Origin of the sequence: Pseudomonas sp. (assembly GCF_030698175.1) — a bacterium.
Taxonomy (GTDB): domain Bacteria; phylum Pseudomonadota; class Gammaproteobacteria; order Pseudomonadales; family Pseudomonadaceae; genus Aquipseudomonas.
In genome coordinates, this window is sequence record NZ_JAUYNT010000026.1 from 111,489 (window position 1) to 129,319 (window position 17,831).

The 17,831-nt window shown below is 59.5% G+C and carries 23 protein-coding genes; 8 read left to right on the plus strand and 15 right to left on the minus strand.

The genetic code is table 11. The annotated features are described in order from the left end of the window. The 3 genes from Q8R10_RS14090 to Q8R10_RS14100 all read left to right on the plus strand — a co-directional run bounded on the left by Q8R10_RS14090 (position 1) and on the right by Q8R10_RS14100 (position 3,092). Positions 1-1,209 carry a cytochrome c gene (locus tag Q8R10_RS14090; RefSeq protein WP_305654466.1) on the plus strand — a complete coding sequence of 403 codons (1,209 nt, stop codon included), beginning with the start codon at positions 1-3 and terminating at the stop codon, positions 1,207-1,209. A gap of 240 nt (positions 1,210-1,449) precedes the next feature. Beyond that, positions 1,450-2,421 (plus strand): XdhC family protein, encoded by a 972-nt coding sequence (locus tag Q8R10_RS14095; protein ID WP_305654467.1) that lies wholly within the window; start codon positions 1,450-1,452, stop codon positions 2,419-2,421. A 5-nt stretch (positions 2,422-2,426) separates the two neighbouring features. Further along, positions 2,427-3,092: a nucleotidyltransferase family protein gene (locus Q8R10_RS14100; protein WP_305654468.1), complete on the plus strand. Its 666-nt coding sequence runs from the start codon at positions 2,427-2,429 to the stop codon at positions 3,090-3,092. A gap of 260 nt (positions 3,093-3,352) precedes the next feature. On the opposite strand, the gene Q8R10_RS14105 is transcribed toward Q8R10_RS14100, so the two are convergent. From Q8R10_RS14105 to Q8R10_RS14175, 15 genes are all read right to left on the minus strand, one after another. After that, a complete protein-coding gene (locus Q8R10_RS14105) occupies positions 3,353-4,759 on the minus strand; it encodes an ATP-binding protein (RefSeq protein ID WP_305654469.1) in 1,407 nt (468 codons plus the stop codon). Next, positions 4,756-6,411 carry an ATP-binding protein gene (locus tag Q8R10_RS14110; protein WP_305654470.1) on the minus strand — a complete coding sequence of 552 codons (1,656 nt, stop codon included), beginning with the start codon at positions 6,409-6,411 and terminating at the stop codon, positions 4,756-4,758. The genes Q8R10_RS14105 and Q8R10_RS14110 overlap by 4 nt, the downstream gene beginning before the upstream one ends. Positions 6,412-6,804: 393 nt before the next feature. Further along, positions 6,805-7,167: a Mor transcription activator family protein gene (locus tag Q8R10_RS14115; RefSeq protein WP_305654471.1), complete on the minus strand. Its 363-nt coding sequence runs from the start codon at positions 7,165-7,167 to the stop codon at positions 6,805-6,807. Beyond that, positions 7,164-7,631, minus strand: coding sequence for a gp16 family protein (locus tag Q8R10_RS14120; RefSeq protein ID WP_305654472.1), 468 nt, complete (start codon positions 7,629-7,631; stop codon positions 7,164-7,166). Before Q8R10_RS14120 ends, Q8R10_RS14115 begins: the two co-directional genes overlap by 4 nt. Continuing rightward, a complete protein-coding gene (locus tag Q8R10_RS14125) occupies positions 7,628-7,897 on the minus strand; it encodes a hypothetical protein (protein ID WP_305654473.1) in 270 nt (89 codons plus the stop codon). The genes Q8R10_RS14120 and Q8R10_RS14125 overlap by 4 nt, the downstream gene beginning before the upstream one ends. 1 nt (position 7,898) lies before the next feature. Continuing rightward, positions 7,899-8,294 carry a DUF2528 family protein gene (locus Q8R10_RS14130; protein WP_305654474.1) on the minus strand — a complete coding sequence of 132 codons (396 nt, stop codon included), beginning with the start codon at positions 8,292-8,294 and terminating at the stop codon, positions 7,899-7,901. A gap of 1 nt (position 8,295) precedes the next feature. Then, positions 8,296-8,922: a DUF3164 family protein gene (locus Q8R10_RS14135; protein WP_305654475.1), complete on the minus strand. Its 627-nt coding sequence runs from the start codon at positions 8,920-8,922 to the stop codon at positions 8,296-8,298. After that, positions 8,915-9,079 carry a hypothetical protein gene (locus Q8R10_RS14140; RefSeq protein WP_305654476.1) on the minus strand — a complete coding sequence of 55 codons (165 nt, stop codon included), beginning with the start codon at positions 9,077-9,079 and terminating at the stop codon, positions 8,915-8,917. The genes Q8R10_RS14135 and Q8R10_RS14140 overlap by 8 nt, the downstream gene beginning before the upstream one ends. Beyond that, on the minus strand, positions 9,079-9,396 hold the full coding sequence (locus Q8R10_RS14145; protein ID WP_305654477.1) for a hypothetical protein: 318 nt from the start codon (positions 9,394-9,396) through the stop codon (positions 9,079-9,081). Before Q8R10_RS14145 ends, Q8R10_RS14140 begins: the two co-directional genes overlap by 1 nt. 1 nt (position 9,397) lies before the next feature. Continuing rightward, a complete protein-coding gene (locus Q8R10_RS14150; protein ID WP_305654478.1) occupies positions 9,398-10,639 on the minus strand; it encodes an ExeA family protein in 1,242 nt (413 codons plus the stop codon). A 15-nt stretch (positions 10,640-10,654) separates the two neighbouring features. Beyond that, positions 10,655-12,430 (minus strand): integrase, encoded by a 1,776-nt coding sequence (locus Q8R10_RS14155; RefSeq protein ID WP_305654479.1) that lies wholly within the window; start codon positions 12,428-12,430, stop codon positions 10,655-10,657. Between the two features lie 17 nt (positions 12,431-12,447). Further along, positions 12,448-13,446: a hypothetical protein gene (locus Q8R10_RS14160; RefSeq protein WP_305654480.1), complete on the minus strand. Its 999-nt coding sequence runs from the start codon at positions 13,444-13,446 to the stop codon at positions 12,448-12,450. A gap of 12 nt (positions 13,447-13,458) precedes the next feature. Then, the gene (locus Q8R10_RS14165) at positions 13,459-13,773 is read right to left on the minus strand and encodes a hypothetical protein (protein WP_305654481.1); all 315 of its coding nucleotides are present in this window, start codon (positions 13,771-13,773) and stop codon (positions 13,459-13,461) included. Continuing rightward, positions 13,770-14,249: a hypothetical protein gene (locus tag Q8R10_RS14170; RefSeq protein ID WP_305654482.1), complete on the minus strand. Its 480-nt coding sequence runs from the start codon at positions 14,247-14,249 to the stop codon at positions 13,770-13,772. The genes Q8R10_RS14165 and Q8R10_RS14170 overlap by 4 nt, the downstream gene beginning before the upstream one ends. A gap of 441 nt (positions 14,250-14,690) precedes the next feature. Continuing rightward, the gene (locus tag Q8R10_RS14175; protein ID WP_305654483.1) at positions 14,691-14,927 is read right to left on the minus strand and encodes a DNA-binding protein; all 237 of its coding nucleotides are present in this window, start codon (positions 14,925-14,927) and stop codon (positions 14,691-14,693) included. Between the two features lie 98 nt (positions 14,928-15,025). Between Q8R10_RS14175 and Q8R10_RS14180 the strand changes: the two genes are divergently transcribed. The 5 genes from Q8R10_RS14180 to Q8R10_RS14200 all read left to right on the plus strand — a co-directional run bounded on the left by Q8R10_RS14180 (position 15,026) and on the right by Q8R10_RS14200 (position 17,825). Next, entirely contained in the window at positions 15,026-15,457 is a 432-nt protein-coding gene (locus tag Q8R10_RS14180; protein ID WP_305654484.1) for a helix-turn-helix domain-containing protein, read from the plus strand. A gap of 2 nt (positions 15,458-15,459) precedes the next feature. Continuing rightward, on the plus strand, positions 15,460-16,050 hold the full coding sequence (locus Q8R10_RS14185; RefSeq protein ID WP_305654485.1) for a hypothetical protein: 591 nt from the start codon (positions 15,460-15,462) through the stop codon (positions 16,048-16,050). A gap of 20 nt (positions 16,051-16,070) precedes the next feature. After that, positions 16,071-16,763 (plus strand): hypothetical protein, encoded by a 693-nt coding sequence (locus tag Q8R10_RS14190; protein WP_305654486.1) that lies wholly within the window; start codon positions 16,071-16,073, stop codon positions 16,761-16,763. A 105-nt stretch (positions 16,764-16,868) separates the two neighbouring features. Then, on the plus strand, positions 16,869-17,195 hold the full coding sequence (locus Q8R10_RS14195; protein ID WP_305654487.1) for a DUF6388 family protein: 327 nt from the start codon (positions 16,869-16,871) through the stop codon (positions 17,193-17,195). Between the two features lie 141 nt (positions 17,196-17,336). Next, entirely contained in the window at positions 17,337-17,825 is a 489-nt protein-coding gene (locus Q8R10_RS14200; RefSeq protein ID WP_305654488.1) for a structural protein, read from the plus strand. The last annotated feature ends 6 nt before the right edge of the window (positions 17,826-17,831 follow it).

Genomic DNA, 17,831 nt, shown 5'->3' on the forward strand with positions numbered 1-17,831 from the left:
ATGCAGCGTTTTCTAATCCGCGCCGCGCTGTGCTTACCGCTGGCGGTGCAAGCCGCCGAGCAAACGCAGATCGAACGTGGCCAGTACCTGGCCCGCGCCGCCGACTGCGTGGCCTGTCACAGCACCGAGGGCAGCGCGCCCTATGCCGGCGGGCTGCCGTTGCAGTCGCCATTCGGCACCATCTACGGCACCAACATCACCCCGGACAAGCAGTACGGCATCGGCAACTACAGCAGCGACGACTTCTACAACGCCGTGGCCAAGGGCAAGCGTGCCGATGGCAGCAACCTCTATCCGGCCATGCCTTACACCTCTTATCACCTGATCAAGCGGGAAGATTCCGACGCCATCTACGCCTACCTGATGAGCATCGAGCCGATTGCCCGGCCTGCGCCAACCACTAGCCTGAGCTTCCCGTTTAATCTGCGCTTTGGTTTGAGTGTGTGGAATCAGCTGTACGCCAGCGACCTGCAGTTGGCGCCAGCCACCGATAAGAGTGCGCAGTGGCAGCAAGGCCAGTATCTGGTCGAGGTGCTCGGTCATTGCGGCGAGTGCCATACCCCGCGCAACAGCCTCGGCGCGCTGCAGCAAGAGCAAGCCATGCAGGGCGGCGTGCTGCTCGGTTATCTGGCGCCCAGTTTGAAAACTGAGGACATGCTGGCGCGCGGCTGGAACAGCAGCGATCTCTCGACCTTCTTGCGTCATGGCATCAGTGCCCAGGGCAGCATGTTTAACGAGATGTATCCGGTGCTGCACAACAGCAGCCAATACCTGAGCGACGCCGACCATAAGGCCATGGCCACTTACCTGTTGGGTGAGCAACCCGGGCCGGCGGCGGTGATTGCGACCCAAGCGCTGGCGCAATTGAGTGACAGCGCCCAGCAGGGCCGTCAGGATTATTTGAATGTCTGCGCCGGCTGTCATGGCAACGACGGTCAGGGCGTACCCCATGTGGCCGTGGCCATGGCGGGCAATACCACACTGCGCCAAGCCGATTCACGCAACCTGTTGCGGGTGATCGAGGATGGCATTGCCGAGCAGCAGTTCACCGGCTTTGAACGCATGCAGCCGATGCCCGGTTTTGCCAAGCAACTCAGCGATGAGCAATTGCGCAACCTGCTCAATTACCTGCGGCAAACTTGGGGTGGCTTGCCGGCGGACATGAGCGCCGCGCAGGTGAGCGAGTTGCGCAGCCAGGTGGGGCACTAAGCGTAGAGCTGGCGCCGTAAACCTTGTAGGAGGGGCTTTAGCCGCGATGCCTTTGCTTTTTCAGCCTTTTCGCGGCTAAAGCCCCTCCCACAGAATGTGCATTGCTTGTGGATTGAGCAAACACGCCGAAATCCCGGAGTCCCGTAGGGTGTAACCCGCTCTACGCCTGCTCTACGTCCGGCTTCGTCTTTTGGCTTTTTGTTGCGATATCTGGCCCTTGTTTTAGCGGTGATGAATTAAATGCAGCAACTTGATTTACAGGTCATCCGCCAAGCGCTGGAGTGGTCCCAGGCCGGCCAGCGCTTGTGGCTGTGCACCGTGCTCGGCACCTATGGCTCGGCGCCACGGGCACCGGGTGCCTTAATGGTGGCCAATGCAGCCGGGCAGTGGCTGGGCTCCTTGTCCGGCGGCTGCGTCGAAGAGGACTTTCTCGAACAGTTGTTGGCCGGCGCTTTCGCCGAACCGCTTAACCTGATTCGTTACGGTGCCGGCGATGAGCCGCGTTCGGGCATTCGTCTGCCCTGCGGCGGAGTGCTGGAAGTGCTGGTGGAAAACCTGCCGGCCGACTGCGCCGTGCAAGAGCACTTGCGCCAGTTGCAAGCGGCGCTACAGGGCCAGCGCCGGCTGATTCGCGAGATCGATCTGGCCAGCGGCAGCCGTCAGTTGTTCGATGATCAAACCCAAGGCGCGCGGGTTGAGCGCACGGCCGACAAGTTGCGCCTGCGGGTCGGCGCGGCGCAACGGTTGCTGCTGGCCGGTTACTCCAGCGTCAGTCACTTCTGCGCCCAGTTCGGCACGGCCCTGGGTTTTGAGGTGCTGCTCTGCGAGCCGCGCGAGGAAGTGCTGGCGGGCGTGGAGCTGGGCGGTATCGAGCTGATCCGGCAATTGCCCTCCCGGGTGATCGCCGAAGGCGGTTGCCACAGCGACACCGCCGTGGTGGCCCTGACCCACGATCCACGGATCGATGACCTGGCCATGATCGAAGCGGTGCGCAGCCCGGCGTTTTATATCGGGGTGATGGGTTCGCGGCTGACCACGCAAAAGCGCTTCGAGCGCCTGCGCCGCAGTGGCGGTCTGAGCGAGGCGGAAATTGCCCGCATCCAGGCGCCGATTGGCCTGAATATCGGCAGCAAGACCCCGGCCGAAATTGCCCTGTCGGTGCTCGCCGATATCGTTCGGATGCGCAACGGCATAGCGCGCGAGCAGGTGTAGGCATCATGGTCAAGGCCGACTCCCCACTTCCCAACTTTCCACTCCCTGCTCCTGCCGTCATCGCCCTGGTATTGGCCGCCGGTCAAAGCCGGCGTTTCGGCAGCGATAAGCGCCGGGCCTTGTTGGCCGATGGCACGCCGCTGCTGGTCGCCAGCTTGCTACAGGCGCAACGCCACTTTGCCCAGGTCTACGTGTTGCTGAGGGACGGCGACGATGCACAGGCGCTTGGCGTGCCGCCGGGGGTCGAGGTGTTGCGCTGCGCGGACGCCGAGCTGGGTATGGGCCACAGCTTGGCGGCGGGCATCCGCGCCCTGGATAAACATCCGGCCAGCGCCATTGCCGTGCTGTTGGGCGATATGCCCTGGCTGAGCGCCAGCACCCTGCAACGGCTGATCGGCCAGGCCGGGCCAGAATGCATAGTGTTTCCCTGCTATCAGGGCCAGCGCGGCCATCCGGTGCTCTTTGGTCGGCAGTTTTGGCCGCAATTGCAGCAGCTCACCGGCGACACCGGAGCCAAGGCACTGCTGGCCGCGCAGCCGCAGGTGATCCACATGGATGTGGTAAATGCAGCAAGCCCGCCGGGAGCGGGCGCTGCCTGTATCGAGGTGGCGGTGGATGACCCCGGCGTGCTCGATGATGTCGACACTCCGACTGCCTTGGGCATGCGCTAAGTCGTAATGAGCGGCTGCAATCCTGCAGGAGTGACTGCGTACTCAGGCTCGCTTCGCGGCGCCCTTTGTTACCAAAAGCCGCTCCTACCCAAACCCTGCACTTGCAGAAGCTTTATTGGCCGCCGCACCCTGTAGGAGCGGATTTATCCGCGATTGGCCGGTGCAGGCAGCCCACATCCCAAGGCTTGTGAGGCGGGCGTCTTATTTAGTAGCTTTCTGAATCACGAACTTGGGCGTGACAGCGACTGGATTCGCCGTGTTCATTCGCGCGCCACGAGCTGGCGGATAGGTAAGACGACGCGGAATGTGGTGCCCACGCCAACTTCGCTTTGTACCGTTATTTGCCCGCGATGCTTTTGCACTATGCCGTAGGAGAGCGACAAGCCCAGTCCGGTTCCCTTGCCGATCGGTTTGGTGGTGAAGAAGGGGTCGAAAATTCGCGGGAGGATGTGCGTTTCGATACCCGAGCCGGTGTCAGTCACTTCTATCCAGATATTCTCAGCCTCGGCACCGGAGCGGATGATGATCTTGCCCCGCTCGGAGTCAATCGCCTGGGTGGCGTTCACTAGCAGGTTCAATACCACTTGGTTCAGTTGCGAGGGTAGGCATTCAATCTCGGGAATGCCGCCATATTCCTTGATGATGTCGGCCTTATACTTGATTTCGCTGGCAACTATATTCAGGGTCGAATCGATACCCTGCTCCAGGTTGGCCCATTGCCATTGCTGGGTTGAGTCGACCCGCGAAAAATCCCGCAAGTCCTGGACTATCTGACGCACCCGGGCGAGGCCTTGCTTGGACTCACGCATTAGCAGTGGTATCTCCTCCTTCATAAAATCGAGTTCCAGGCGTTCGCGCAGGCTCTTGAGCTTGGCCACGACCTCCGGTGAACCCACGGTCTGCTCCACGGTCTCGTAAGCATTGAGCATCTCTAACAGCCCCGAGTAATAGCCTTCGAGCGTGACAAAGTTTGAGGATATATAGCCGATCGGATTATTGATCTCATGGGCCACGCCCGCCGCCAGTTGACCAATGGAGGCCAGTTTATCGGCTTGCAGTAATTGGCTCTCCAACTGCTTGCGCTCGACGATTTCTACTTGCAGTGCGTCGCTGGTTCGCTTGATTTCAAGCGTGCGCTCCTGAACCTTCTCCTCCAGTTCGCTCATCTGCAATGTTGCTTGTTGCGTCATGTGCCACTTGACCGTGAGCGCATTGGCCAGCTGACAGACTTCGATATTGTCGAACGGTTTCTTCAAGATCAGCAGCCGGTCGCGGGTGTCGAGGCGGTCCAGCACCTCCTCCCAGGAATAGTCGGAATACGCGGTGCAAATCACTATCTGCAGGCGCGGATCTTCTTGCCAGAGGCGCTCGATCGTCTCGACCCCGTCCCATCCCAGCGGCATGCGCATGTCGACGAAGGCCATGGCGTAGGGGCGGTTGTGCGCAGTCGACTCACAAACCATGGCCAAACCCTCCTGGCCTCTATAGGCCGAGTCGAGTTCGAAGGGGGCGGCGCTGGCCTTGACCTCTTGGCCGAACAGGGCCGCCTCGACCGCATCCAGTTCGGCCTCTGCCTGGGTATCGAACAGCAGAATCTTGCGGAAATCCTCATGAATCGAAGGCGTGTCGTCAATCAGCAAAATGCGCCGGTTAGGCAGCGTATTCATAGGTTATTCCCTGCTGTTCTGAAGGGGAGTTCGAGGGTGAAGGTCGCGCCCTTGCCCGGCCCATCGCTGTGGGCCGTCAAGCGCCCACCCATCTCCAGCGCCGCCACCGCGCAACTGTGCAGGCCAAAGCCATGGCCCTCTTTACGGGTGGTGAAACCATGGGCAAAGATCTGGGTCAGATTCTCCGGCGCAATACCTTCGCCCTGGTCCTTCACGCAGATGCGCAGGGTGCCGTCGGGCAGCATACTCACGCTCAGGGTCATGGTCTGGGCGTGGTCATCCAGGCCCGACATCGCATACTTGGCATTGCTGATCAGGTTTATCAGGATCATCAGCAGCCGGTGCTTGTCCAGCAACAGCGCGGGCACCTCGGCATACTCGCGCACCACCTGGACCTGATGCCGCACCAGCGCCCCGGCGTGCATGCGCAGGGCATCCTCGAGCAAGTCGGTTATCTGCACGGGTTCGACCACGCTGGACGCGCCCGCATAAGACTGCTGGAGGGCGACTATCTCCTTGATGTGGTCGATGCTCTTGGTCAGCTGCCCAAGCTCTTCGCCGATGCCCTGTTGTTCGGCGGCAAGCGCATCGGCCAGTTGGTTCAGGTAGCCCGGCAGCAGCTTGCCTTTCTCGTCGTGGCTTATAAAATCGCCCAGGTCGGCGGCGTGTTCATTGATCAGTTGCACCGCCTTGCCCAGCCCATGGGCCTTGGAGGTACGCAGCCGGCGGCCGATCAGGTCGGCCGAGATGTTCACGCTATTGAGCACGTTGCCGACGTTATGCAGCACGTTGCTGGCGATTTCGGCCATGCCGGCCTGGCGTGCGCTGGCCACCAGTTCGCTTTGCGCCTCGCGCAGTTCGCGGGTGCGCTCGTCGACTCGCAATTGCAGCTCATGGGACAGCCGCTTGAGGCGGGTGATGACCCAGCCGATGCTGAGGGTGCCCAGCAAGGCCAGGCTCGACAATAGCCAGAAGGTGGCGCGTAGGTTGTCGCGAACCTGGATCAAGGCGTTGTCGAGCGGCAGCTCGACTTCCAGAATTCCGCGCACCTCGTCTACTTGCCAGTCGCGCTTGGGGCTGTCGGGGTGGCTGTTGTGACAACTGACGCAGGCCTCGCGCATGCGGTCGGCGGTGGCATATCGCAGTGCCAGCCGTCCGTTGCTATTAACTATGCGGGAATAGGCCTGCTCGGGTTGCTGGTTCAGCGCCCGCCAGGCCGCCTGGTCGAAGTCGTCGTGCAAGCCGCCTTCGGCGGCCCGCCAGGGGAATGGATAGGGGCTGTAGAGGCGGGTCTTGGCGCCGGGTATGTGTTCGCCCAAGCGCTTGCCTAGCAGCATGCTCAAGGTTGCAGGCAAGGGGATGGTGTGCGGTTTGCCCTGGTAGTCGTGGCTGACTGCCAGGCCGCTACTGCGCGCCACCCCCACCACCTCCGAGGTGTACAGGGTGCGGAAATCCGCCAGCGCCTGGGTATAGAGTTGTGCGCTGTGGCGCGAGGCGCTTTGCACGAGTTCTTCCTGCAGGCTGGAGAGGTACCACAGCACTCCGGCGATGGCGCCGGCGAAACCCAGCACCAGGTAGATGAGAAGCCGCCATTCGCCCAGTAACCTTGCTAGGCGTGACAGGACGGCATGGTGAGCTGCAAGGAGGGTCATGGCGTCGCCTCTTGGTTTTGGAGCGGCAGTTCGAGGGTAAAGGTCGCGCCCTTGCCCGGCCCATCGCTGTGGACCGTCAGGCGAGCGCCCATCGCCATGCCGCCAATGCGTAGCTGTGCAGCTCTTAGTCAGTGTAGGCCGGTGCTTTAACCCGTCCAGCCGCGTGGCGCGAAATGCCTTCGAGACGCGGGCTGCGCTATGCCTTGGCCTCGCCGCAGGAGGCCGGCTATGCAGACTGTGTGAAAACTACTGCGCTCGGTTATGCGGTGAGTTAGACCGAGATAATCCCAGGGGGAAACCTGAGATAAACCGGGACACGCTGGCATGGGATGGGATTCTGTGGGGAGGGAGTTTCAAAGAAAGTTGCAGATAATGCAATGAGGTGACGCCCGGTCAGTCCTCGGTGGCCGGGCCGAACATATCCCCCTGAAGCCGCGCGATGTGCTCTTTGCGCGCCGCCTTCACTATCTTATAGATCCACTGAAGCGACGCCCCATACTTGCGGGCTAGGTCGCTGTGGTTAGTACCGTTGAACTCATCATAGATCTGCCGATCGCGCCGACTCAGCTTGATCGACAGGCCCATCGGGAAGTAGATGTTCTGGCCGCCCCAGTGAGCTGCCATGCGGTCGGCCACCTCTTTGGCCACATGCTGAGCCTTGGCGCTCTCCATCGCAACCAACTCGCCCAGGGCAACGGCAATGTGCTCGGTCAGATCAAGCAGAAGTTCAGGCCCTTTGCTTCGAAAGTCGCTCATACAGTCCCCTCGTGAGAGTTGCTAGCGCGGGTAACGCGTTGCTGCCATTGCTTCAAGTTCTCGATTACCCGGCTGGCCTGGGTTGCGGTGAGCCATTGCAAAGCCGCCACCTTGGTCATGCTCAGCACGAACTTGACCAGAGCCGCTTCAGATGGATCGCGCACAGCGCCGAGGTCGTGCAAAGTCAGCCAAAGCGAGCGGATCTTCTTGGACTGCTCATCGTCAGCCAGTGGCCGCTTCTGTGTTTTGTTTGGACGAACCTTAAAGCCCCGCTGCTTGAGCTGTTCCAAAACCCGTAGCAGGTTTGGAACGCTCAAGTTAGCGGAGGACGTTGCGCCGTCCAAACCCGTCATGCCTGCCAGCATCAGGCGATAGATGTCGTCATCCATGCACAGCTCACGCCGGGCAACATGGATCAACTTGATCAGGCGGAGCCGGTTCGGGTTGGAAGGCGCAGCAGTCACTTTGCACCTCCTACCATTGAGCCAAAGCAAGTCACCAGCGCTTCCGCCATACGCTTGTTGGAGTCGAACTGGTTATAAACCGGCGTGGTGCGAGGATTGATCACGAACGGCTCAGGCGTGGCACGCATCTGCGCGCCGACCTCATGCGCCTTGCCGCCGCGTGCTATGAACTGGGCGATCTGCTGTTCGAGCTGAGCACTCGCAGCCAGCTGAGACTGCATGTCACGGCGCGGAGGATCACCAGCTATTGAGTGATAGCGTTCCATGTCACGCCACCTCAACAAAGTCGAGGTCGATATCGACTCCAACATCAGCGCTCACCAAGCGAATGCCACACCAGCCATACGCGTTATCTTCCGGGCCGCCCCAGCCTTCCTGGTTATGCAGGTCATCCCTTGTCCAGAGCGCTGCTGCTTCATTACCTTCGGCAAAGTTACCGCCACCGTTGCGTAGGAGTGCGGAAACCAATGTGCTCGCCGCCAGCTTGATCACCGCTTTCATGACGTCACCCTCGGCGTTATCTAAACGGTAGTCATCACCGCTCCAGAACTGGTTAATCAGCGTGGCGCGCTCTTTTGTCAGTTGGTCATGGTCGACTTCAAGAACGACCTCCCAGTCCAGCCATGTATCACGAAGCATGTAGCGTTTGATGTTCTGGTCCATGTCATACCCCCGCAATATCAAGGCTGATCGGCTGGTACTGGTCGGTATCGCCAACCCGCTCATAGATACGGATATAGCTCTTGCTGCCGACCACCTGACAGGCTTCACCAATGGCTTTCATGGCGCGCTGCCAGCGTTCGTCGGTGATCTCCAAGCGGCGCAGAGCCAGTACGCGGGCGGTGCGGATCTCGCCTTTGGTGTCGGTGCGGAATGCGTCATTGATCAGCGCGACGGCTTCCGGCCGGATGCCTTGCGTCCATTCACCAACACACTCATCAATCAGCGAACGAGCGGCTTGCAGGCGTTCGTCCAGTGCGATGCTTTCCTGCACGGCCAGCTGGATTTTGTAGCGACCATCAAAGCTGAGCAGCGAAACGTTGCCCTTTTTGCCACCAACCTTGGCGCCGTACTCCTCGAAGCTCATCTCGATAAAGGCCTTGATGTCACCGAAGGCGACGACCTTGAAGTCAGCCAATTCGCCACTGAGTTCACTGGCCCGATCAACCAGATGACGCACCAGGCGATCGCGCTCGATGTCGATGGGCTTGATCAGGCTTTCGGGGATTAGGTGGCCTTGGCCGTTCTGCCGAAAGCCCGAGGGAATCTGGACTTGCTGGGTATCAGCCATGGGTTTCTTCCTCACTATTTAGGTCGGATGACAGTTTTTGTACGTGCTCAAGAAGCACTGCCACATGCTTCATCGCCTCGTCCCAAAACATGGTGGGGCGCTCACTAGCAACTGCATCGCGCAGTGCTGCGATAGCGGTTCCGAGGGGATTGCTCATCAGTGCAACACCTCGCTCGGACACAGCCATTCGACTTCACATCCGAGCAGGTAGGCCCGGCAGTAGCTCACGCCGGGCGCCGGCCGCAGCAGCATCACGCCGCGCGCTACCTCGGCCAGCAGCGGGCCGCCAAGACGCTCGACGCGCAACAGAGGCCGGACGCCATCAAGGTTCACGGCCAGCAGATGACAGTTGTAGTGCTTCAGGAAACGAGTCACTTCGTTGGCCAGCTCAAGCTTCTGGCTCAGGCACTGGTTGAGCACTCGCAACGGTTTGGGCAGACCGACCGGTATTGGCAGGGAATCGACAGCACGCATGTCAAACATCCTCCGCACGCAGGGAGGCCACGACCAGCTCGCCGGTCACCTTGGTTTCGTGAAGCTTCAGCGCCAGGTTCATCGCGCCCGAAACAAGGTTGTTCACCGCCAGTGGGTAGCACAGAGAAATAGTCTTGACCCCGCGCGCCGCGCCGCGTCCCTCGGTATGGCTCATGCGTAGGCGGTCGCGGATTACCTCGAAGGCCGATGGTTCGAAGATGGCCTGATAGTCCACCTCGATACGCGCAAACTTGTGCTTCAGGTAGGCCTCAACCTCATTGTCCAGCGGCTTGATGCGGATCAGTTCGCAGCGCTGCACCACCTCACGCACGGCCGGGTTGTGCTCGGACAGCTTGTCGCCCAGCTCGGTCTGACCGATCAGGATGATCGCCAGCAGTTTCTTGAAGCCGGCCTGCAGTTCGTAAAAACGCTTGAGGTGCTTCAGGGTGACAATCGGCAGGTCATGGGCTTCTTCGATGATTACCACATGTTTGCGGCCGGCCTGTGTGCTGGCCAGCAGCAACTCGTGCATCTGCCGTGAGCGGTCTTCCTGAGAGCGCCGCGGCTTAACGCTCGGGTCGATGCAGCGGATGATCGCGGCGATGATGTCGAGCGACTTGATCGTCTTGCCCTTGACGTTATCGTCCGAGCTGCCCAGCACATAGGGTTCGATTAGGGTGATCGGCTCATGGTTGGCGAACACCCACTCGGCCAAGTCCTGGCGCAGTGTCGATTTACCCGCGCCCGACTCGCCGACCACCGCCAACATGCCGCCGTGCTTGGCTGTCTGGCGTATGGCTTGGCGCACATAGCGGATATCGTCCGAGAGAAACACATCCTCCTCGCTCTGCATTTCATCGGTGAACGGGTCACACGGCAGCCGGAAGTGCTCGCGGGCCTGTCGGGTCAAGGTGTTTTTTCGTAGTAGCATGTAGTCGCTCTCTTTGCTGTTGGCATTGTTGAGTGCCGATGCAGCGCGATCCGCCAAGACTGTCGCTGCATCGGTTTCTTCCATCACGAACAAATCCAGGATGTGGTCGTCGTTCGCTCCTCGTGCGAACAGCAGCGTCTTGATCTGCCGTTCCAGTGCTGCCCGTTCCATGGTCTTGGGCCAGAGGTCGTGATTGACCAACTGAGCCATGGTTGATTGGCTGATGGGCTGGCCATCAGGCTTTTCGATGGCCTCGGACATCTCCCGCTGAGAGATGCCGAGCTGCCACATAACCTGTTTCAACTTCATCATTCGCATGACGCGCTCCTACACAGCCCGCAGGCCGCCGGTTGTCGAGGCCGGGGCAACAATTGCCGGCCGGGTGAATTGTTCGATCAAGGCCTGCACCTGGTCTTCAGGTACGCCGTCCTTGAATGAGTTACGCAGCCAGGTGTTTTCCGCCTGAGTGAGGTTGCGGCCGATGGCGTCGGCAATCCGCAACATCGCCTGCATGGACGAGAGCTTCGGCGCATCGCTGCGCAGGTGCTCTGGCGTGTCGATGGTGCTGCCCAGGCGCTGCAAGTAAGTGGGGTGCTCGATCTGCTTGAGGTGCTCGTGGGCATCCAGCTTGCCGCCGAACGGTGCGACCTGTTTGGCGCGGGCCTGCTTGGCGTTCTGCTCCGGGTAGGCCAGTTCATCCATGACCTTGGCGGCTTTTTCGATGGAGGTTTCCGGCAGTGACTTGTATTCCAGGCCAGGAATGGCGGCATCCAGGCGCTGACCAAACTGGTCATAGCCACGGATCGGCTCAACGCGATAGGTCAGCATCGCGCCGTCATAGCGCGGCGCTTCGATCTGAATGGCGCAGTCGCCATAGGCCAGCCCACGCACCGCCACCTTGGCACCGACCGTGATGCCATCCAGCTCGCGCAGGTCGTAGAACATCCGGCTTTCGGCGTTCTGGTGTTTGAAGCTGATGGTCATGTCCGATCTGACCGTGCGTTCTTCCTCGCGGCTGGTCATCAGCGCGCGGCAAACCGCCACCTCAGGCAGCAGGCGCAGTTGCTCGGCGCGGATCAGTTGCCAGAGGTCATAGCGGGACACCGGTTCAGCCAGGCCCGCACGGCGCAGGCGGGTATCCTGACCGGGGATCAAGTTGGCGTTGTACGCCTCAGCCCACGCTTGGGCAGCAGCGTTCAGTGCGGCGATATCGTCAATCGGCTGAAAGCGCAGACGGCTCTCGAACTGCGTCTCGACGATGTTGTTGCCGTTCTCAACGCCACCCTTGGCGCGAGCATTGCCAGCCTCGTGTTCCAGCGGGGTGACTTCCAGATGCTTGAGCAAGTTCTTGATCGCGCTGCTGGTGTTGGCTGAGCCCTTGTCCCACATCAGGTATTGCGGCACACCGTGGAACAGCGTGCCTTCGGCTTTGGTCCAGGCATACATCAAAAAATCGAACAGGCTGTGTTGATTCTCGCCCGCCGCCTCGCAGTACCAGGGCACGAGCGCACCGCTGGCTTTGTCGTACATCACATAACGCCAGACCTTCAGTTTCACCTTGGCGTAGTTGTCCAGCTTGTTCTTGTAGAACTCGCTGTCGCGCATCATGTGTTGCCGGCCTTTGAGGTAATACACCAGGCACAGCGAGGGGTCGACCTGATGCAGGTAGTTCGGATGTGGTGCCCGCAGTGTCTGCACCGGGCTGACGTTGCGCTGCGAGGCTACATCCAAACTGCGTGCCCGAATCAGCCGATTCAGCTGGCCATTGCTGACGCCGAGCGCGATGCCGTTCTGCTCCAAAATGCTGCGGGCCGTGGGGGTAAACAGCGTCTGCTTGCCGTTCTCCCGCACGCCTTCGCGCTGGGCCGCGCCGAGCATGTCCAGAGCATTGCCGGCCACGCTGGTCTTGCCCTTGTCGGTGCGCGTTTTGCGGCCAGCATCCCAGCCGCAAGCGGCCTTGAGCTGGCGATAGATGGTCGCAGGCGACCAGTTGAGAAACACCTGAGCGGCAGCCATCAGCGGCCCACGCGCGCCATGCCCGGCGGCGTCCAACTGGCGTGCCAGCTCGGCCAGGTAATCACGAATGTCAGGCGTCAATGCCATGTCTGCCGCTCCGTTCATCACGCGCCTACTTGCAACAAGTGCTGCCGGGCCTGAGCCAGGTCAGCGCCGAAGCGGTTCTGCAGGTCAGCCATGGCCCCGGCAATCAGGTGCGCGGAACGCTGAATCGCATCCTCCAGATGCACCAGTACCGTGACGGCTTCCGGCGGCAGGTCGGTTTGCACTTCTGGGTCGTAGTCCGGGCGTGAGGTCATCTCGCTGGTCAGCCAGGCATCCAGGGCGTCCAACGCCTGGAGGTGGCGAGCAAGGGACTCGTCAATCAGGCACTGGCGCGCGGTGATCTCTTCTTTCAGCGGTGCGATGCGTTCATCCCAAGGCATGGTGCGCAGTTGGTTGCGCTCCAACTCCAGCTTCAATGCCTTCTTTTCGGCGCTGGTGTCGGCGGCGAACTTGTCCAGGGCCTGATAGTCGGCCTGAGCGTCTTCGAGTTTTTTGGTTAGCTCGGCTTTTTCTTTGGCGTGCTTGGTGATGACTTCTTCGGCCAACTCGATAAAGGCATCTTTGTCACCGGTCTTGGCCACTTCGATCAGGGCGGCTTGCTGGTCTTCCGGCAGGCGGCGGTACTGGCGCAGCTCGCGGTAGCCGGCACCGATCTGAGTCAATTGCTGAAGTGCATCTTCGCCAAATACGTTGAGATTTTTCAGATCCTCATCGACCTTGCTGGCGCTGGTACCAAGTGCACGACAAAAGCCATCAAAAGTCCCGACGTCGGCAATTTCATTACCGGCCATGTCGTACCCACTTTGACCTGCCAGGGCCCGGTACATCTTGGTTTCCTTGATGTGCTTGAGCTTTTGTAAACTCACGACGTCGGTAAATTTCGAGATAGCACGGCTCATCTGAATCTGGCCGAGCATCTGATTGACCAGGTCGCGCTCGCCGTGAATGTCCTGGGCAATTTTGCCAAACATGCCAAGCGCGCCGGCATCTTCCTGGAAAGCTTCTTCGTTGATGTCTGGCATCGGAGTAACAACGACTGGAGTTTCTTTACGGGCCATGTAGGGTCGTCCTTAGTTGGGGTTGCGGGTGAAGCGCTGACGGCGCTCATCCAAATCGCGTTGGGCTTTATGCAGCGCGCCGTCGAAGGCGATGGCCACCTGCACCAAGCGTGGGCCGAGCTGCCAGCGCTTGTCGTCATGGGCATTGCGTTCGGCCAGGCCTGCGGTGCGCAGGTTTTCCAGTGCCCGCAGGGCGTTGCTTTCGGTGCTGTCGGTGGCCACCGCCACCTCCTTAAGCAACATCCCGCGAAACTCATTACCGGCCAGGGCCAGCAACACGTTCAGCACGCGCTGCACCTGAGCACTGGTGTATTTGTCTTCGCTCACGACTGCTCTCCCAGTTCCAGCTGTGGTTGGGCGTGCTGCTGCACGTTGCCGCGATGCCAGACCAGTTCCTCTAAGCCAGCCTGGATGGCGGCCAAGGTGGCGCTGGCTTCTTGGTCATCTGAGTAGAAAGCCATCAGGGCGCCGGTCGCCTCATGCAAAACGGCCTGCAGGTTTTGAATGTCTTGAGGGCTACTGCTGCGCCCGGTTGGCACATCGATCAGCACCTTGCCGCTGCTGGCGGCCAGCCAGCGGCTGACCAAGTTGATGCCGCAGACCTGCTCGAATGCGGGGATCATTACGGCCGGCATGCGCCCGTTGGCGATCCACTTGTACAGCGCCCAGTGATCCTCCAATCCCATCAGCGCGGCGATGCGTTCAATGCCACGGTTGTAGCGCTCTTTACCGTGCTGCTGGCAAAGCTTTAGCGCGTCACGCAGGGTGCTCGGCTGCACGCGTTTCCACTGGCGCGGGGTCATTGGAAGGCCCTCATGCCCGAGTGAAAGTGGCCATCCAAACAAAGAGCGGGTTTGAGCATTGGCAATGGCGTTGTGCCATGCACAATGTTTTCAGGTAAATTGACAACCTGAGGAACACCCGAGATGGACACGCAAGAGCGACTAGATCGACACACCGGCAGCTTGGTTGCGCTGGAAACAGCTTTGGTATTGTTGGTCCAGCACATGGAGTTGCGCACTGGTTTGGATCGGCAGGCATTCATTGCTGATCTCCAACAGTTATCTGAGCGGCCAGAGAAAGATGCGGATGTGCTTCGGGCCGAGCAGCGGATACTTCGACTGCTGCGGGCGCTATCGCACTCGCGGTAGCTAGCCGGGGTTGTTTACCGTTGGCCAACAGGCACTCTGTTTGCGCCTGGCCCAGCATCTGAAGTGTGTGGTCACTGATAGTCATGGTGGGCCTCACGCAGCAGCTGCTTCGGTTTCGGTTTCGGTGGCTTTAGGGTCGGCTTTCAAGCCAAGTGCAACGGCAGCTCGGTGGGCTTCACCCCGTTTGCCTTTGCGCTTTTCGCGCAACAGATCAAATACGGTGAAGCGGCTGAATCCCTTCTCCTTGCACCAGTCGGCGATGCAGATGCCGTGAGTGACAAACCAGGTGTGAGCCTGCTTTGGGGTTTGGGGAAACGGAGGATTGTTCATTCGGTCGCGTCCGTGGTGTTTTGTGTTTTAGGTGGGTGTTTCGTGTCTTGGTGTGGTGATTATGGTTCAAGATCCTGAACCATACAAGGGGTTTTTAGGTGCAAAGGGCTGATCTTGGAAAGAGGCTTGTTGAGGAGCGGAAACGCCTAGGTCTGAACCAGACTGACTTCGGGCGCCTTGGCGCCGTTTCGAAGGGGTCTCAGATCCTTTATGAAAAGGGTGACGGCGTGCCAACAGGCGATTACCTGGCAGCTATAGCCGCGTCAGGCGCTGATGTTCAGTACGTGCTAACCGGAGTGCGGTCTTCTGTTGCACTCACACCGGAGGAGCGCTTGCTGGTTGAGCGATTCCGCTCAAGTACTCAAGGGCTTAGAGATGCAGCTCTGCGCGTATTGCTCGGTGAACAGACCGCCCCAAGTGCAGCTCCAAAGCAGGTTTTCAAGGGTGATGTGGCGCAGCACATTGAAGGCAATGCGACCTTTACAACGCCCGTCACCTTCAATATGGGAAGTGAGAAAAGGAAGAAGTAGTTGTGAGCAGTCAGGAATTTAATGAGCGTGTAGGGATGGTTGCTGCTGGGAATATCAACCTACATCTGAATCAGAGTGGCGAAAGCCAGGAGCCTTTGGTTAGCTCGCAGCGACGGACGCTGGATGGACTGGTAGATATTTTGGTTTGCGAATTCGAGGAAGACCCGGACAAGATTTGGCAGGATGTGGTCTTTGCTCGGGTCGGTGTGGAAAGCGCTGACGATATTTTGCGTAGTAGGTTCTCTGAGGCTGAAAGTGCATTGCAGGCGTACCTCGACCGCCTGCGCGAGCAGAAGACCACCACTGGGCTGGTCCACCAGATTCTCCAGGTGGCGGATCGCAAGAAGATCCGCCTGCAGATGGCCACTTACTGCACCCGTGAGTTTGGGGAAAAGCAGCTCAAGGCGCTAAACAGGCAACAGCTGCAGACCGTGCTTATCTTTGTGCAGGACTATGTGCCGCAGGTAAGCGTCGAGCCAGCCGTCAAACCCGAGAAAGAACGCCCGCATCTCCAAATGCTGCTGACCACCTATCCATGGCAGTTTGGTGGCACATTGCTGTTCGGCATCATTATTGGGAAGTTTTGGTTCTAGTTGGCTAAAGGAGTGGTGACGTGACCGAAAAGCAGAAAAGCAAATCATGGCGGGATATGAGCGCGGCAGAGAAAAAAGCCGTAGTTATTGGGTGGGCAGTAATTCTTGTGGTTGCTGGTTATTTCCTTATCCCGGCAGACGAAGGCAAGCCAGTGCCTGAGTCAGTCACTGCCGCTGTTGTTTCAGCAGCTCCTGCCGAAATAGATCCGGCGATCTATACCAAGCCCAGCGTCGAGGCTTTAGCACGCGCCACGCAATACTTGGCCGAGCTGGATAAGGCCATGAATGATGGTGCCGTAGTGCTAAAAACTGGCGACCCGACAGCTCTAGGTGCTCATAGCAAACACTTCACTTCATTGGTTGAAAATGGCAAGGCCCAGTTCGGTAATATGACCTTCGAGCCTCTGGGGCGCTGCTTCGGCGCGGGTAACGACGCTCGCAACTGGTGGCATGCCCAGCTAGGTGCTGCTAGCAGAGGTGGGACTGAGTCAGCCCCTGGCTGGATCAAAAGGGGGTTGGACGATTATCAGGTAAGTCGTGCTGAATGCCTTAAGTCCGCTGACCCCGTTGCTTCGGCGGCGGCAGAAGCCGAGCTTGATGCCTCGCTGCAAGAGAAGTTTGGCGGTGGCCGCGAATGCCTGACGACCTACGACCTTGACGCCAACACGAAGCAGGTTGTGGCTTTGCCCAAACCGGCGCACTGCAAAATTTGACGGCGAGTGTACTAGGGCGCCGCTCAGGTTCACCGCAGCCCTTGAATGGGGTTAAGCCAATAGAACAACGACCATTAAAGCGTCGGTCTGCAAGACAGAGGTCTTATGAGTATTGAGAAACGGTACAGCGCAGCAAGAGACAAATATTTTGCACAAAATCCAGCAGCCGTTCGCGAAATCAACGCTGTCCGCCGTGGAGTGATTGAGGCCAGCGGCAGCACGGTCGAGGAATACCACGAGCAGCGTCGCATTATGGTGTTCGCAGATGCCGCAAAGGCTCACGGTCTCGAAACGGATGAGTTTGTAATCAGGCTGATGGCCGAGTCGCCAGAGCAGGCTCAGGAATGGCGCTTGGAACGACATCGCCAGATAGCAAACGCTGTCGGAATGGAGTGGAGCGAGTACAAGCAGTTGAACCGCATCGCAGAATGATTGGTGCGGACATTAATGGCTAACAGTTAAAGATCTCTTTAAACCCGATTAAAAGCGCTCCTGCACCACGCCGCCGATCATGGCGGCGTGTGTATTTCTGGCGCCTGAAAACCTTAACCGGGCGCCTTTGCAGGAGGCGCCATGCGATCCGATTCAACCCCTCGCGGTATCCGTAACTTCAACCCTGGCAACATCGACCGCGCTCCTGGCGTGCGCTGGCAAGGGCAAGCCGATGATCAAACTAGCGATCCACGCTTCGTCATTTTCAGCGGCCCGCGCTGGGGCATCCGCGCTATTGCGCGGGTACTGATCACCTACCAAGACAAGCGCCTCGCAAAAGATGGCAGCCGCATTGATAGCGTGCGCGAGTTCATCGAACGCTGGGCACCGGCCGTCGAAAACGACACCAACGCTTATGCCAAAGCGGCGGCCAGTGCACTGGGCATTGGCCCGGACGATGAGAGTGTCGATGTGTACCGCTACGACACCATGCGTGCCCTGGTGCTGGCCATCATCCGTCACGAGAACGGCCTCGGCCCGCTACCCGGTGGCCAGTGGTATGGCGAACCGATCATCGCTGACGGTTTGGCCCTCGCTGGCATCGTGCCAGGGGTGCGCCATGGCCGTTAATTGCAA

Coding starts and splice junctions, on each gene's coding strand:
- Q8R10_RS14195 (WP_305654487.1), top strand. CDS start 16,869: ATGAGTATTGAGAAACGGTACAGCGCAGCAAGAGACAAATATTTTGCA.
- Q8R10_RS14100 (WP_305654468.1), top strand. CDS start 2,427: ATGGTCAAGGCCGACTCCCCACTTCCCAACTTTCCACTCCCTGCTCCT.
- Q8R10_RS14095 (WP_305654467.1), top strand. CDS start 1,450: ATGCAGCAACTTGATTTACAGGTCATCCGCCAAGCGCTGGAGTGGTCC.
- Q8R10_RS14135 (WP_305654475.1), bottom strand. CDS start 8,922: ATGGCTGATACCCAGCAAGTCCAGATTCCCTCGGGCTTTCGGCAGAAC.
- Q8R10_RS14140 (WP_305654476.1), bottom strand. CDS start 9,079: ATGAGCAATCCCCTCGGAACCGCTATCGCAGCACTGCGCGATGCAGTT.
- Q8R10_RS14170 (WP_305654482.1), bottom strand. CDS start 14,249: ATGACCCCGCGCCAGTGGAAACGCGTGCAGCCGAGCACCCTGCGTGAC.
- Q8R10_RS14155 (WP_305654479.1), bottom strand. CDS start 12,430: ATGGCATTGACGCCTGACATTCGTGATTACCTGGCCGAGCTGGCACGC.
- Q8R10_RS14145 (WP_305654477.1), bottom strand. CDS start 9,396: ATGCGTGCTGTCGATTCCCTGCCAATACCGGTCGGTCTGCCCAAACCG.
- Q8R10_RS14125 (WP_305654473.1), bottom strand. CDS start 7,897: ATGGAACGCTATCACTCAATAGCTGGTGATCCTCCGCGCCGTGACATG.
- Q8R10_RS14105 (WP_305654469.1), bottom strand. CDS start 4,759: ATGAATACGCTGCCTAACCGGCGCATTTTGCTGATTGACGACACGCCT.
- Q8R10_RS14115 (WP_305654471.1), bottom strand. CDS start 7,167: ATGAGCGACTTTCGAAGCAAAGGGCCTGAACTTCTGCTTGATCTGACC.
- Q8R10_RS14160 (WP_305654480.1), bottom strand. CDS start 13,446: ATGGCCCGTAAAGAAACTCCAGTCGTTGTTACTCCGATGCCAGACATC.
- Q8R10_RS14090 (WP_305654466.1), top strand. CDS start 1: ATGCAGCGTTTTCTAATCCGCGCCGCGCTGTGCTTACCGCTGGCGGTG.
- Q8R10_RS14200 (WP_305654488.1), top strand. CDS start 17,337: ATGCGATCCGATTCAACCCCTCGCGGTATCCGTAACTTCAACCCTGGC.
- Q8R10_RS14175 (WP_305654483.1), bottom strand. CDS start 14,927: ATGAACAATCCTCCGTTTCCCCAAACCCCAAAGCAGGCTCACACCTGG.
- Q8R10_RS14110 (WP_305654470.1), bottom strand. CDS start 6,411: ATGACCCTCCTTGCAGCTCACCATGCCGTCCTGTCACGCCTAGCAAGG.
- Q8R10_RS14150 (WP_305654478.1), bottom strand. CDS start 10,639: ATGATGAAGTTGAAACAGGTTATGTGGCAGCTCGGCATCTCTCAGCGG.
- Q8R10_RS14130 (WP_305654474.1), bottom strand. CDS start 8,294: ATGGACCAGAACATCAAACGCTACATGCTTCGTGATACATGGCTGGAC.